This is a genomic window from Flavobacterium silvaticum, assembly GCF_012911565.1.
In the GTDB taxonomy this organism is placed as follows: Bacteria; Bacteroidota; Bacteroidia; order Flavobacteriales; family Flavobacteriaceae; genus Flavobacterium; species Flavobacterium silvaticum.
The window spans coordinates 104,309-117,705 of sequence record NZ_JAAMPU010000107.1; the positions used below are offsets into that span (position 1 = coordinate 104,309).

Here is a 13,397-nt window from a genome sequence, read left to right on the forward strand (position 1 = left end):
CCTTTGTGCGAAAGGCTGGGGAAAGCGGCACTTTTATCATATTTGTCCTCAGGTTTCCCCAAATATACCATTTAAGTCATAGCATAAAAAAGACCGTCCATTACAGACGGCCTTTGATATGATTTTGCTTACGGATTATTTCCTGAACCGCGATATGATCCAGATAATCACTGCAATCACAGCTACGACAAGGAATATCCCGACACCAACGCCGGCCTGAAAAATATCCCCAATGAGTTCGCAACTGTTGAGTGTTAATACTAAAAGTAAAAGAAGCGGATAAATAAAGTACTGGCGTTTCATGATTCCTGGTTTTTGTTTTTGTAAAATTCGGCCAAAACCAGATGTTGTCACTTACAGCATTCCTTTGGTTATTTGTAAAATTTATCCTGCTAAAGTTATTGGCCAATATACTATGAAACTCGAGCCTTTTCCGGGTTTGCTTTCGATATCGATGAAACCGTTGTGGTTTTCGATGATTTTCTTTACAATGGCCAGGCCGACACCGGTTCCGGAATATTCTTCTTTGGTATGTAGTCGCTGAAACACTTCGAAGATTCGTTTTTGGTATTGAGGTTCTATCCCGATTCCGTTATCGCTTACTGTCATTTTTGAAAAGGTTCCGTATTGTGTCTCATCGTTTAAACTGACATGGTCAACAATTTCGTGCCTCACTTTAATTTTGGGAGTGACACCTTCTGCCTTGAATTTAATGGCGTTGCTGATCAGGTTTATAAGCAATTGCCTGAACTGCACCGGAATCACTTCGATCTCATCGTTGCCTTCGGTAGTTATTTTAGAAGCATTCAATTCGATTTCTTCACTGAGTTCTTCCGTCACTTCATTGACCAGTTCCCTGAAGCTGTATTTCTCGAACAGGAACACTTCTTTCTTGACGCGTGAATAGGCGAGCAAGTCCTGAATGAGGTTTTGCATCCTGCGGGCCGCTTCCTGGGTGCGATTGAGATAATTGGCGCTGGATTCGGTAAAGCTATTGGCGGAATCTTCCCCAATCCGGCTTATGAACGTCTGTATCTTACGCAATGGCTCCTGTAAATCGTGGCTCGAAATGTAAGTGAACGATTCCAGTTCTTTGTTCATGGCATCAAGGGAAGCGTTTTTCTCGAGGAGGCTTTTGTTGGATTCAAGCAAATGCTGCCGGCTGCTTTCCAGATCGGTCTTTAACTGATTTGAAATCCTCAGTTCCCTAAAAATAATAAGGTAAGACGTTACAAGGATCAGCAGGGAAAGGAAGGTCAGGAATATTGAAAACAGTGGTGTCAGGACGGTTTGTTCCACTAAGGTTTTATTGCGGAGTTTGTACTGCATGTCTTCTTCTGTAACCATATGGTTCACGTGACTCCGCAAATCAATCATGATTTTTCGCCCTTTGAGCCAGCGCTCTTTTGGAATTTTTCCCAAAGGTGAATCATTGACGATATCTTTCATGAAAGTGACCCGCTTATTCAGGATGCTGTCCAGTTTCCGGAAGTTCTGGCGTTGGGAAAAATTATCCTTTATGAGTTCGCGTAAATACACTTTTTGGGAATCGAGCACAAACAGGTTATGCCTCATCCGTTCCAGATAGATGGGGTCTTTGGTCAGTACAAATCCACGTGAATCGGCTTCGGCTTCGTAAGTGGAAATATAAATGTTATTGAGCTGGAGTTTTACCAACGTCGTGTGGTTGACCCATTCGGAAGTCTTCGTGAGATTATTTATCCGCAGATAGGAAAACACCGAAAGAAGCAGCAAAAGTGCCGCCGCGATAATAAAGATTAATTGTATCCTGCTGCTTTTGAATGATGTCATGTACGCGTCAGGCCACCTTGATGACGAATTGTTCGCGAAGGGGCTTTACCTGCAATTTACGCGAGTCCAGTGAAAGTACATAGGCAATCGCCTTTTTTAACAAGTTGTAGGAAGCAGGTTTTGTGATGTAAAAATTGGCACCACCTTCAAACATGCGTTCCACAACATCTGAGTTGCTTGAAGTTGAAAATATTACAACGGGAATGTCACGAAGTTTTGGTGACTGGCGTATTTCCTGAAGGCATTCGAAGCCGTTCTTGCGGGGCATATTCAAATCAAGGAAAATGATTTCCGGGGCAGGAGGCGTATCTTCCAGTAGTTGCATGAGCCTGGCGCCGTCATTTGAAACCGTCAGATTCGCTTCGCCGGTAATTTCCATGAGAGCTTCGGAGAACAGGGTGCAATCGTCCGAATCGTCATCAGATAAAAAGATACTTCGTTTGATATGGGGGACATTCGCTTTCATAGCAAAAAGCTTTTGATGTGCTAATGTAGCGAATAAAACCTTATCTGTCCAAAAAAACAGAACAAGACAGGTTAGTAAATAATTAGCCCGATGTTATTTTTCCACTCGCAAAAATCGTGTAACTTTGGCGTGCAAACCACATCTCTATGAGCCAGAAAATATTGCTTACTTCCAAAGAAGTCAATATCATTTTGCACCGCCTTGCGTGTCAGCTCATTGAAAACCACCTCGATTTTAAAAATACAGTATTGATTGGCATCCAGCCGAGAGGTACTTTTTTGGCTAACCGGCTGAAAGCGTTGCTCGAAGAAGATTATGGTGTCAGCGATATTGTCATCGGATATCTCGACATTACCTTTTTCCGCGATGATTTCCGCCGAAAAGACAAACCGCTCGAAGCCAGCGAAACACGTATCGATTTTTCCATAGAAGGCAAACGGGTCGTCTTTATTGATGATGTGCTTTACACCGGAAGAAGCATCAGGGCGGCATTGACCGCAATCCAGTCGTTCGGGCGCAGCAAGGGCATCGAACTTTGTGTGCTTGTCGACAGGCGTTTCAGTCGCGACTTGCCCATTCAGCCCGATTATCGCGGACGACAGGTCGATTCCATCAACGATGATAAAGTCCGCGTACAATGGAAGGAGAACGAAGGTGAAGATGCCGTTTATTTAATCAACTCAAATTCATAATCCCCAAATGGCCGAACTCAGCGTAAATCATCTGCTTGGCATCAAATACATCAACAAAGCCGATATTGACCTCATTTTCGAGACCGCTGACCATTTCAAGGAAGTCATTAACCGACCGATCAAAAAAGTTCCGTCGTTGCGTGACGTCACTATTGCCAATATCTTTTTCGAGAACAGCACCCGTACCAGATTGTCGTTCGAACTCGCCCAGAAGAGGCTTTCGGCAGATGTAGTGAGTTTTTCGGCGGCCCAATCATCCGTCAAAAAAGGGGAAACGCTGATTGACACGGTGAATAACATACTGGCCATGAAGGTCGATATGGTCGTCATGCGTCATTCAAGCCCTGGTGCGGCTTACTTTTTATCGCAGAATGTAAAGGCGAGCATTATCAATGCCGGCGACGGCGCTCACGAACACCCGACTCAGGCGCTTCTGGATTCGTTCACCATCCGGGAAAAACTGGGTGATGTTGCCGGTAAAAAGGTTGTTATTGTCGGCGATATTTTACACTCGCGGGTTGCACTTTCCAATATCTATGCATTGCAGATGCAGGGAGCCGAAGTAAAAGTTTGCGGGCCGAATACGCTGATTCCGCGTTATATAAACGAACTCGGCATTTCCGTCGAACCGAACCTCAGAAAAGCCCTCGAATGGGCCGATGTCGCCAATATGCTCCGGGTACAAAACGAACGGCTCGATTACAGCTACTTTCCATCCACACGCGAATATGTAAAGCAATACGGATTGGACAAACAACTTCTCGATTCACTAAATAAAGAGATTGTGATCATGCATCCGGGCCCGATCAACAGAGGTGTCGAGATTACTTCAGATGTGGCAGATTCCGGGCATTCGGTCATACTCGACCAGGTTGAGAACGGTGTTGCGATTAGAATGGCGGTCGTCTATCTGCTCGCTTCTAAAATTAAATAAGATTTCACTTTTTTGGCTTCGGCACGCGGATTCAATCTTTGTATATTTGTTAAAGACCAAATTTCGCAGCTATGAAAGTCGAGACACACAACAATACCTGTATCATTCGTGACAATCAGAGTGATTTGACCAATTTCCTCATGAAGCTCACCCATGAATTCAAGACATTCGAAAAATACCATGTAATTATAGATGTAAGTTCGCACGGACGTATCACGGTAAAACAGGCCAATTCATTTTTGCCTCTGTCGAATTCGCACCGCAAAACCAAAAAGTCTTTTGTGGTGGTTACCGATACCGATTTCAATGCTACCTCTGCGAAATTGGCACTCGTTCCTACAATCCAGGAAGCGCATGACGTAATTGAACTGGAAGAAATAGAACGCGATTTGGGAATCTAATCCGTATCAACCAATTAAAACATCTAACAAATGAAGAATTTAGTTCTTTTGATTTTCCTTTTCCCGGTGATTGCATTTGCACAGTATAATCCAGGAACTGTTACACTCAATGACGGTTCTGTAAAATCAGGATTTATTGAGATTCCGGAATTTCAGGATTCCAAATTAAAATTCAGGTCTACAGAAAAAGCTTCGGTCGAAAAGCTAAAAGTCGAAACCGTAAAAGAATTCGAGATAACGAACCGTGAAGGCCAAACAGAAAAATTCATTACGCTTAAAACCGCGCGTAATCGAAATCTTCGCGACGGATTTAAGATAAACGAAGAAAAATCATTTTTGAAGATTGTAAAAAAGAATAGGATTGCAATCTATATCGCGCATTTCAAAGGTACTACCACTATGGGCCGGGCAAGTGGAGGCATAAGTTCGCAACAATTCGGAGGCGATAAATATTTCCTGCAACGCGAAGGTGACGATTTCGCATTCTCGATAGGTGACCACAGATACGACCTTGACTTTATGACAGGGATGAGTACATATGCCGTGATACACGAAAATTATAAGGAGATTTGTCCTGAATTCATAGAGAAACTAAAACAAGCCGATCTTCCTGTATCCAGATTCGGTGAGTTTGTTGACATTTATGATACGGCCTGTCCGCAAAAATAATTTGTTTTAAATCTTGTATTTTCTTTGAAGCTTACCATCCTCGGCTGTTATGCCGCAACTCCGCGAACCTTCACCAACCCGACTTCACAGGTACTTGAAGTGAAAAACCGTATCTTCCTTATCGATTGCGGAGAAGGAACACAAGTGGCGCTGCGAAAGAATAAAATCAAGTTTTCCAAAATCGAACATATATTTATTTCCCATTTGCATGGCGACCATTTGTACGGGCTTGTAGGTTTGGTTTCCACGTTCATGTTGTTGGGCCGCGTTGCAGATTTGCACATACATGGCCCAAGAGGAATCAAGGAAATCATTTTGTTGCAATTGCGGCTTTCGAATTCATTTACGGGCTATAATCTGTATTTCCACGAAAACGACAATAAGGAAAGCATCGTGGTGTATGAAGATGATAAGGTGATTGTTTCGACAATTCCGTTGGTGCATCGTATTTACACCATGGGGTATTTATTTCAGGAGAAAGCCGGTCTGAAACGATTGAACCCTGAAGGCGTGGAAAAGTACGGAATCGAAAAATTGTATTACCGCAATATTGTTTTAGGGAAAGATATTACGCTCGACGATGGAAGGACGATTCCGAATGAAGAATTGACATTTGAACCCGATAAGCCAAAGAGTTACGCTTTTTGTTCCGATACCGTATTTACCGAAACCATCATACCTTATATAAAGGAAGTAGATTCCCTGTACCACGAGTCGACTTTTTTGCAAAGCGAAGCCGAACTGGCCCAAAAGACCATGCATTCTACAGCGATACAGGCAGCCACTATCGCCAAAGAAGCCAACGTGGGTCAGCTTATACTTGGACATTATTCCACCCGATATGATTCGATAACGCTTTTCAAAGAAGAAGCACAGACCGTTTTTGAGAATGTTTTGCTTGCCGATGATGGGTTGAGTTTTGAATGGTGAATTAACACAATTAATAATTAACAATGGAAGATCTTTCCCACCTGCGCCAATCCTACGAAAAAAGCGAATTATCTGACGCAGGTTTACCTGAATTTCCTTTTGAGCTGTTTGCCAAATGGTTCAATGAGTTGCGCGATTTTGGAAAAGAACCTGAAATAAACGCGATGACATTGAGCACGATCGGCATTGACGGTTATCCCAAAGCACGTGTGGTTCTTTTAAAGAGTTTCGACGATTCCGGATTTGTATTCTTTTCGAATTATGAATCGGAGAAAGGACAAGCCATGGAACTTGAACCAAAAGTCTGTTTGTCATTTTTCTGGCCTTCGATGGAACGTCAGGTTATTATAAAAGGAAGCGTTTCTAAAATTGATGACGCGGAATCTGAAGCCTATTTCCATTCACGTCCGCGCGGCAGCCAGTTAGGCGCGTTGGCATCGAACCAAAGCCTTCCGGTGGAATCACGACATAAACTTGACGACCGGCTCAAAACACTCGAAAGTGAATTCGAAGGCCGCCAGATTCCGAAACCAGAATATTGGGGCGGCTATAAGGTACAACCGGAAAGCATGGAATTCTGGCAGGGCAGGGCTAACAGGATGCACGATCGTATTTTGTATGTCATTGAAGATGGTGATTGGAAACAGATTCGATTACAACCTTAAGTATTTATTAGTTGGACACACAGTTACAATAAATAACACAAACAAAGAAGAAGTCTTCAGTTTCCGCTGAAGACTTTTTATTGCTTAAAACATCATTTTGTAAGAAAAATATTTAATAAAAATACAAATATGTGTATTTCATCGATTTTATTTGTCATTTCACCGACATTTGCCGTAATATTGTCTCAACAAAAACAAAGACGTTCTTACGATTACCCAGATTGAAAGGTTACCGCCCCAAATGTAACCCGGATATCAAAAAGTCAAAACAACCTGAACTGGTTTGCCCCACATGCCAGTTTGGAAATTCAACAAACTAAAGCCCTTTTTCCCCAAATCAGGACTTTGCAAAACCTACTAATGCGATGAAAACATTTCTATTCAAATCAGTCTTGCTGTGCACTTTGGTGTTCACTATGAACTCTTGTACGTCTGATTCGGCCGAAGAGCTGAATGCAGAAGAGCGCACATTGGTTACCAACTACGCTTACAACGACCTTGAAACCGAACTGGCTACGGAAATCAACGATTACCGTGAGAGTATCGGGTTGAACCGTTTGGAACTCATCAACCATGTTTCCTTTAAATCTGAAGAGCACAACGAATACATGATCGCAAACCAGGTTGTAAACCACGACCAATTCGAGGAGCGCGCCCACAACATCATGGAAGTACTTGGTGCCGTAAAGGTAAACGAAAACATTGCTTACAATTATCAGGCTCCATCCGGTGCATTGAATGCCTGGCTGAACAGCCCGGGTCACAAAGCGAACATCGAAGGCAATTTCACTCACTTCGGTATCTCGATTACGGTAGACCCTGCCACCGGCAAAAAATATTACACGAACATATTCGTGAAAAAGTAAAGAGTGAGTTGAATTAAATTTTGTTTTTGTTTTGACAAAGAGGCTGCGAGATATCGCGGCCTTTTTTGTTTTTTATTAGTTCAAAAGATGGGAAGTTCGATAGATCGGAAGGTGTTTTGAGTTTGTTGGAAATAATCCATATTTAATTTGGAAAAATTCCATACATGAAATACATTTGACAAATGGACATTCCTTTTTTTCCAGATGGTGTTTCCGCAGGATTTCCCAGCCCGGCAGACGATTACTGTGAACAGACGATAAGCCTCGACACGGAAGTATTTGGAAATGCTCCGTTTACAAAATTTTGTGTGCGGGTAACAGGTACATCCATGAAAGATGCGGGTATAGACCATGGCGATATTGTAGTGGTCGATAAAGGAATCGAGCCCGCAGACCATGATATCGCTGTTTGTGTCCTTAATGGTGAATTCACTTTAAAACGACTCAAAGTAGAAAAAGACAGTTTATGGCTGCTTCCGGAGAATAACCAGTTCAAGCCGATACCAATTCCAAAAGATGCTGATTTTGAAGTTTGGGGCATCGTAACCCACACTTTAAAATATCACCGGAAAAGAAAATAGCATGTATGCATTGATCGACTGCAATAATTCATTCGTTTCATTCGAACGTGTTTTCCAGCCGGAACTCAAAGGCAAGCCCGTGATTGTCTTGTCGAATAACGACGGGTGCATCATCTCAAGATCCGATGAAGCGAAGGCTTTGGGAATAAAGATGGGAGCGCCATATTACCAAGTTCAGGATATCATCCGGCAGCATAATGTTTTTGTCCGCTCGTCCAATTATACGCTGTACGGCGACATGAGCAATCGCGTCATGAACCTGCTTCGGGAATTCAGTCCGGAAGTCGAAATATACAGTATCGATGAGGCTTTCCTCAAATTCGAAGGTTTTGAAAATTTCGATTTCGACCAAATCGGTACGGCCATCCACAAACGCATATTGAAAGGAGTCGGCGTTCCGGTATCGATAGGTTTTGCACCGACGCGCGCGTTGTCAAAGCTGGCCAACAAAATCGCGAGGAAATTTCCGGACCGCACCGGTAATTATTACATCATGGATTCAGAGGAAAAACGTATCAAAGCACTCAAATGGGCAGGCATCGGAGACATTTGGGGAATCGGCCGGAAGAATTACAAACGGTTGACTTCCATTGGAATCCGTACGGCTTATGATTTCACCCAGTTGTCTGACGATTATGTCCGAAGGCATCTTTCCGTAATCGGGCTTCGGTTGAAATATGATCTCGAAGGCAAACCGGCAACACAGAGTGACGAGATAAAAGACAAAAAGCATATCGCCTGTACGCGCAGTTTCGACAAGATGATTTGCGACGAAGAAGAAATGCAGGAACGCATCAGCACCTATGTTGCCAGTGCCGCAGTCAAACTCAGGAAACAGAAAAGCAATTGCCAGGCCGTCCATGTTTTTATCCTGAGCAACCGCCACCGTAAAGACCTGTCCCAGTACAACGGCGCTTTTTCGATTAGGTTTCCGTATCCCACATCATCGACACTCGAAATAAGCAAATGGGCACAAAGGGCACTCAAAGTGATATACAAACAAGGGCATCACTATAAAAAGGCTGGTGTGGTATTGATGGAGATTTCAAAAGACGAATCACAGCAGCTCCATATGTTCGAATATGAAAACCCAAACCATAAAGTTTTGATGGAAGTCATCGACCGGGTGAATCATAAAATAGGGGAAAAGATAAAGTACGGCCGGAATGATCTGAAGCGCAAATGGAAAATGAACCGCAATATGTTGTCAGCCTTATACACGACACAACTCGCCCAGGCTATCCAGGTGAAGGCGGATGATTCCGTGACCATTCACTCCACGACCCTACATATAGATTCGGAACCGGTAAACCAGCCACTTCAAATGCCAGCAGCGTATGACAGGCCGTGACACCCGAACCGCAGTACACAATGACTTCAGGTGATTTTTTATCACCAATCATGTTGCGGTACAAATCACGCAAATCCTCAGGCTTCCTGAAATTTCCGGCTTCATCCAGATTCGACCTGAACGGAATGTTTACAGCCGTTGGAATATGTCCGGCGACCAGATCTATCGGTTCGGTGATTCCGTCATATCGCTGCTTTTCACGCACGTCGATGAGCAGATGGCTTTTTTCATGGATGGCTTTACGGACAGCGTCAATCGTGACAAAAGGTAAATTCCAGCCGGAGCTTTCGTAATCTTTTGATGGTGTGGATTTGTTTATATGATCTGTCGTTGGAAAACCTTTTGCAATCGCATTTTGGAATCCGCCGTCGAGAACCTGGACTTTGGTGTGTCCTATGGCTCTCAGCATCCACCAGAGACGCGCCGCCGCATTGGCTCCGCAGTGATTGTCATAGATTACGACATGGCTTCGTTCGCTGATTCCAATGTTTGAAATCGCCTTTAGAAAATGCTTGATAGACGGCAACGGATGTCTTCCGCCAAACTTCGGATCGCCGACAGTCGCAAGGTCTTTATTCACATCGACAAAAACAGCTTTCTCCAGATGGCTCCGTTTATAATTTTCAAACGCATCCGAAGAATTGGATACATCGACAAGGATTACATCGTCATTTTTGTAAAGAAGCAGTAATTCATCGGGAGTAATCAATGGCGTCATGGGTTATGCTTTGTTTTTGCCCGATAGATGAAGCCATTCCAGGCGGCTCATTTCAAACCTGACTTCTTTGCCATGCATCCCGTTCCTGTGCCAGCCCATTTTCTCATAGAATTTTTCAGCCCTTGTGCCTGGCGCCGTTCCAAGCCATACTTCCGACTTATCCTGATCAAAATACCAGTCGAGCATCATGTCGTGGAGCCTTTTACCAATTCCTTTGCCTTCAGATTCGGGATCGAGGAAAAGCGCCCATATATTACTGTCGACCAAATCGGCTATGGCAAAACCCACAATCTTTCCATCGGCTTCACAAACCCAACCTTTCCCGCGATGGAACATAAAGTCGTAACAATCTGCATCCGTAACCAAAGCCGGATTCGAAAGCATATTCTCTTTCACCGAATTACGTACAATTTGGATCTGTGGAATATCTGCTGCTATCGCTTCCCGAAAAATCATAGGTTATTCATTTTAACTCCTTCGCCAGGAACCGCGCCGTATGGCTTTTTTTCACTTTCGCGACTTCTTCCGGCGTTCCTTCGGCCACGACTTTCCCGCCGCCTTTTCCACCTTCCGGGCCTATATCTATGATATGGTCGGCGAGCTTGATCACGTCCATATTGTGTTCGATGATGAGTACGGTATTGCCTTTGTCGACAAGTTTTTTGATGACTTCCATCAATACGCGGATGTCTTCGAAATGCAGGCCGGTCGTGGGCTCGTCCATGATGTAGAACGTATTTCCCGTATCTTTTTTGGACAGTTCCGTAGCGAGTTTGATACGCTGGGCTTCACCGCCTGAAAGAGTCGTACTTTGTTGTCCCAGCGTAATGTATCCGAGACCGACATCCTGTATCGTCTTGATCTTGCGATATATTTTCGGGATGTTCTCAAAGAACGGGACCGCTTCGTCAACCGTCATGTTCAGTACGTCTGAAATCGATTTGCCTTTGTAGCGTATTTCAAGCGTTTCGCGGTTGAAGCGCTTGCCCTGGCAGGTTTCGCATTCCACATACACATCGGGCAAAAAGTTCATTTCGATGGTACGCACGCCAGATCCTTCGCAGGTTTCACAACGTCCTCCCTTTACATTGAAAGAAAAACGTCCGGCCTTGTATCCGCGAATCTGGGCTTCCGAAGTCATCGTGAACAGGTTCCGGATTTCGGTGAAAACCTCTGTATATGTCGCCGGATTCGACCGCGGTGTACGACCGATCGGGCTTTGGTCGATATCGATGACCTTATCGATATGTTCGAGGCCTTCGATGGTTTTATACGGTTTCGGTTTCTTGACCCCATTGAAATAATAAGCATTGAGGATAGGGTAGAGCGTCTCGTTGATAAGTGTCGATTTGCCGCTGCCCGAAACTCCCGTGACGCATATCAGTTTGCCCAACGGCAATTCGATCGAGACATTTTTGAGGTTGTTTCCTGTTGCACCCGTCAGTTTGAGGATTTTGCCGTTGCCTTCGCGGCGTTTTTTCGGAACCGCGATTTCTTTTTTGCCACTGAGGTAATCGGCGGTCAGCGTATGTTCCGACAGCAATTCCTCCGGCGTTCCTTTCGAGATGATTTCACCACCGTATTTTCCGGCTTTCGGCCCTATGTCGATTACATAATCGGCGCGTTCGATCATATCCTTGTCGTGTTCGACCACGATGACGGAGTTGCCTATGTCCCGCAATTGCTCGAGCGAATGGATGAGTTTTTCATTGTCGCGCTGATGCAATCCGATGCTCGGTTCATCTAGAATGTAAAGTACGCCGACGAGTTGTGACCCGATTTGTGTGGCCAGACGAATCCGTTGCGCTTCACCGCCCGAAAGTGTTCTCGAGCCGCGGTTCAGCGACAGGTAATCCAATCCGACATTGACTAAAAAGTGAAGCCTGTCGCGGATTTCCTTGATGATTTCGACGGCTATTATTTTTTGTTTTTCCGATAGTTTATCGGTTAGGGAATCAAACCATTGCGTCAGGTCGGAAATATCCATTCCGGAAAGATCGGCTATGTTCTGGCCTTCGATCTTGAAGTACAACGCTTCTTTTTTGAGACGTGCGCCTTCGCAGACCGGACACGTTACTTCGTCCATGAAATCTTTGGCCCAGCGTTTTATGGAAGTCGAATCGGTTTCTTCGTACTGGTTCTTGATGAAGTTTGAAATCCCTTCGAATTCGATCTTGTACTCTTTGGTAATCCCAAGCGATTTCGAGGCGACGGCGAATTTTTCCTTTCCGCCGTTGAGGATGATATCCATGGCTTCTTCTGAAATCTTCTCGATCGCATCGGTCAGTTTGAACCCGAATTTTTCACCTATGGTTTCGAGTTGCTTGAAGATCCAGCTCGATTTGTATTCGCCGAGTGGAGCGAAACCGCCTTGTTTGATGGACAGTTTCGGGTTCGGGATAATCTTTTTGAGATTGATTTCATTCACCGTTCCAAGCCCCGTGCAATTCGGGCACGCGCCCTTGGGAGAGTTGAACGAGAATAAATTCGGTTCCGGGTTCGGATAGGAAATGCCTGTAATCGGGTCCATCAATGTCCGGCTGAAAAAACGCGCGTTACCTGAATCCTGGTCCAAAATCAGGAGTACATCTTCTCCATGATACATGGCGGTCTTAATGCTTTCGGTCAACCTGTTTCGGGTGTCGGTCGAATCATCTACTGCAATGCGGTCCACGACAATTTCAATATCATGCGTCTTGTACCGGTCGAGCTTCATTCCGGGCGTAATTTCCCTGACCTCGCCGTTGATGCGGACGCGAAGGAACCCCTGTTTGGCTATTTGCTGGAACAATTCGGCATAATGGCCTTTTCGCGCGCGGATAACAGGCGCTAAAATGTTGATGCGTTTTCCGGCAAAATCTTTTTCTATGAGCGAACGGATCTGGTCGTCGCTGTAGCTGACCATTTTCTCTCCGGTGTTGTAGCTATAGGCATCGGATGCCCTGGCGAACAGCAATCGCAGGAAGTCATAAATCTCAGTGATAGTTCCAACGGTAGAGCGCGGGCTGCGGCTTGTCGTTTTTTGCTCAATTGCGATGACGGGCGACAATCCGTCGATCTTATCCACATCGGGCCTTTCCAGACCTCCGAGGAATTGGCGCGCATAAGCCGAAAAAGTCTCTATGTAGCGGCGTTGTCCTTCGGCATAAATCGTATCGAAGGCAAGCGATGATTTCCCTGAACCCGAAAGCCCCGTGATAACCACAAGCTGTTCGCGTGGGATAACAACGTCTATATTCTTGAGATTGTGGACGCGGGCGCCGAGCACTTCAATGGTTTCGTCTGTCTTTAGCATAAAAATTCGTGGCGGAA

The 13,397-nt window shown here is 44.7% G+C and carries 15 protein-coding genes; 9 read left to right on the top strand and 6 right to left on the bottom strand.

Annotated elements, in window-relative coordinates; all coding sequences use genetic code 11:
* Window positions 1-135: 135 nt before the first annotated feature.
* The 3 genes from G6047_RS12245 to G6047_RS12255 form a co-directional block, all read right to left on the bottom strand.
* On the bottom strand, window positions 136-303 hold the full coding sequence (locus G6047_RS12245) for a hypothetical protein (protein ID WP_169527916.1): 168 nt from the start codon (window positions 301-303) through the stop codon (window positions 136-138).
* A gap of 81 nt (window positions 304-384) precedes the next feature.
* On the bottom strand, window positions 385-1,812 hold the full coding sequence (locus G6047_RS12250) for a sensor histidine kinase (protein WP_169527917.1): 1,428 nt from the start codon (window positions 1,810-1,812) through the stop codon (window positions 385-387).
* A gap of 7 nt (window positions 1,813-1,819) precedes the next feature.
* Window positions 1,820-2,278 carry a response regulator gene (locus G6047_RS12255; RefSeq protein ID WP_169527918.1) on the bottom strand — a complete coding sequence of 153 codons (459 nt, stop codon included), beginning with the start codon at window positions 2,276-2,278 and terminating at the stop codon, window positions 1,820-1,822.
* Between the two features lie 146 nt (window positions 2,279-2,424).
* On the opposite strand from G6047_RS12255, the gene pyrR reads away from it, so the two are divergent.
* From pyrR to G6047_RS12300, 9 genes are all read left to right on the top strand, one after another.
* The gene (gene pyrR / locus G6047_RS12260; RefSeq protein ID WP_169527919.1) at window positions 2,425-2,970 is read left to right on the top strand and encodes a bifunctional pyr operon transcriptional regulator/uracil phosphoribosyltransferase PyrR; all 546 of its coding nucleotides are present in this window, start codon (window positions 2,425-2,427) and stop codon (window positions 2,968-2,970) included.
* Between the two features lie 7 nt (window positions 2,971-2,977).
* Entirely contained in the window at window positions 2,978-3,904 is a 927-nt protein-coding gene (locus G6047_RS12265) for an aspartate carbamoyltransferase catalytic subunit (RefSeq protein WP_169527920.1), read from the top strand.
* 71 nt (window positions 3,905-3,975) lie between these two features.
* Window positions 3,976-4,305 (top strand): ribonuclease Z, encoded by a 330-nt coding sequence (locus tag G6047_RS12270; RefSeq protein ID WP_169527921.1) that lies wholly within the window; start codon window positions 3,976-3,978, stop codon window positions 4,303-4,305.
* A 30-nt stretch (window positions 4,306-4,335) separates the two neighbouring features.
* On the top strand, window positions 4,336-4,974 hold the full coding sequence (locus G6047_RS12275; protein WP_169527922.1) for a hypothetical protein: 639 nt from the start codon (window positions 4,336-4,338) through the stop codon (window positions 4,972-4,974).
* Between the two features lie 24 nt (window positions 4,975-4,998).
* Complete coding sequence (locus G6047_RS12280) at window positions 4,999-5,904, top strand: ribonuclease Z (RefSeq protein ID WP_169527923.1); 906 nt, start codon at window positions 4,999-5,001, stop codon at window positions 5,902-5,904.
* 23 nt (window positions 5,905-5,927) lie between these two features.
* On the top strand, window positions 5,928-6,569 hold the full coding sequence (gene pdxH / locus G6047_RS12285; RefSeq protein WP_169527924.1) for a pyridoxamine 5'-phosphate oxidase: 642 nt from the start codon (window positions 5,928-5,930) through the stop codon (window positions 6,567-6,569).
* A gap of 365 nt (window positions 6,570-6,934) precedes the next feature.
* On the top strand, window positions 6,935-7,435 hold the full coding sequence (locus G6047_RS12290; protein WP_169527925.1) for a CAP domain-containing protein: 501 nt from the start codon (window positions 6,935-6,937) through the stop codon (window positions 7,433-7,435).
* 182 nt (window positions 7,436-7,617) lie between these two features.
* On the top strand, window positions 7,618-8,016 hold the full coding sequence (locus G6047_RS12295) for a LexA family protein (protein ID WP_169527926.1): 399 nt from the start codon (window positions 7,618-7,620) through the stop codon (window positions 8,014-8,016).
* A 1-nt stretch (window position 8,017) separates the two neighbouring features.
* Window positions 8,018-9,367 carry a Y-family DNA polymerase gene (locus G6047_RS12300; protein WP_169527927.1) on the top strand — a complete coding sequence of 450 codons (1,350 nt, stop codon included), beginning with the start codon at window positions 8,018-8,020 and terminating at the stop codon, window positions 9,365-9,367.
* Here the strand turns inward: G6047_RS12300 and G6047_RS12305 are convergent.
* From G6047_RS12305 to uvrA, 3 genes are read right to left on the bottom strand one after another with little or no spacing between them, the layout of a single operon-like run.
* The gene (locus G6047_RS12305; protein ID WP_169527928.1) at window positions 9,255-10,085 is read right to left on the bottom strand and encodes a sulfurtransferase; all 831 of its coding nucleotides are present in this window, start codon (window positions 10,083-10,085) and stop codon (window positions 9,255-9,257) included. The genes G6047_RS12300 and G6047_RS12305 overlap by 113 nt on opposite strands.
* A gap of 3 nt (window positions 10,086-10,088) precedes the next feature.
* Window positions 10,089-10,541 (bottom strand): GNAT family N-acetyltransferase, encoded by a 453-nt coding sequence (locus G6047_RS12310; protein WP_169527929.1) that lies wholly within the window; start codon window positions 10,539-10,541, stop codon window positions 10,089-10,091.
* A 7-nt stretch (window positions 10,542-10,548) separates the two neighbouring features.
* Window positions 10,549-13,380 (bottom strand): excinuclease ABC subunit UvrA, encoded by a 2,832-nt coding sequence (gene uvrA / locus G6047_RS12315; RefSeq protein WP_169527930.1) that lies wholly within the window; start codon window positions 13,378-13,380, stop codon window positions 10,549-10,551.
* Between the last annotated feature and the right edge of the window lie 17 nt (window positions 13,381-13,397).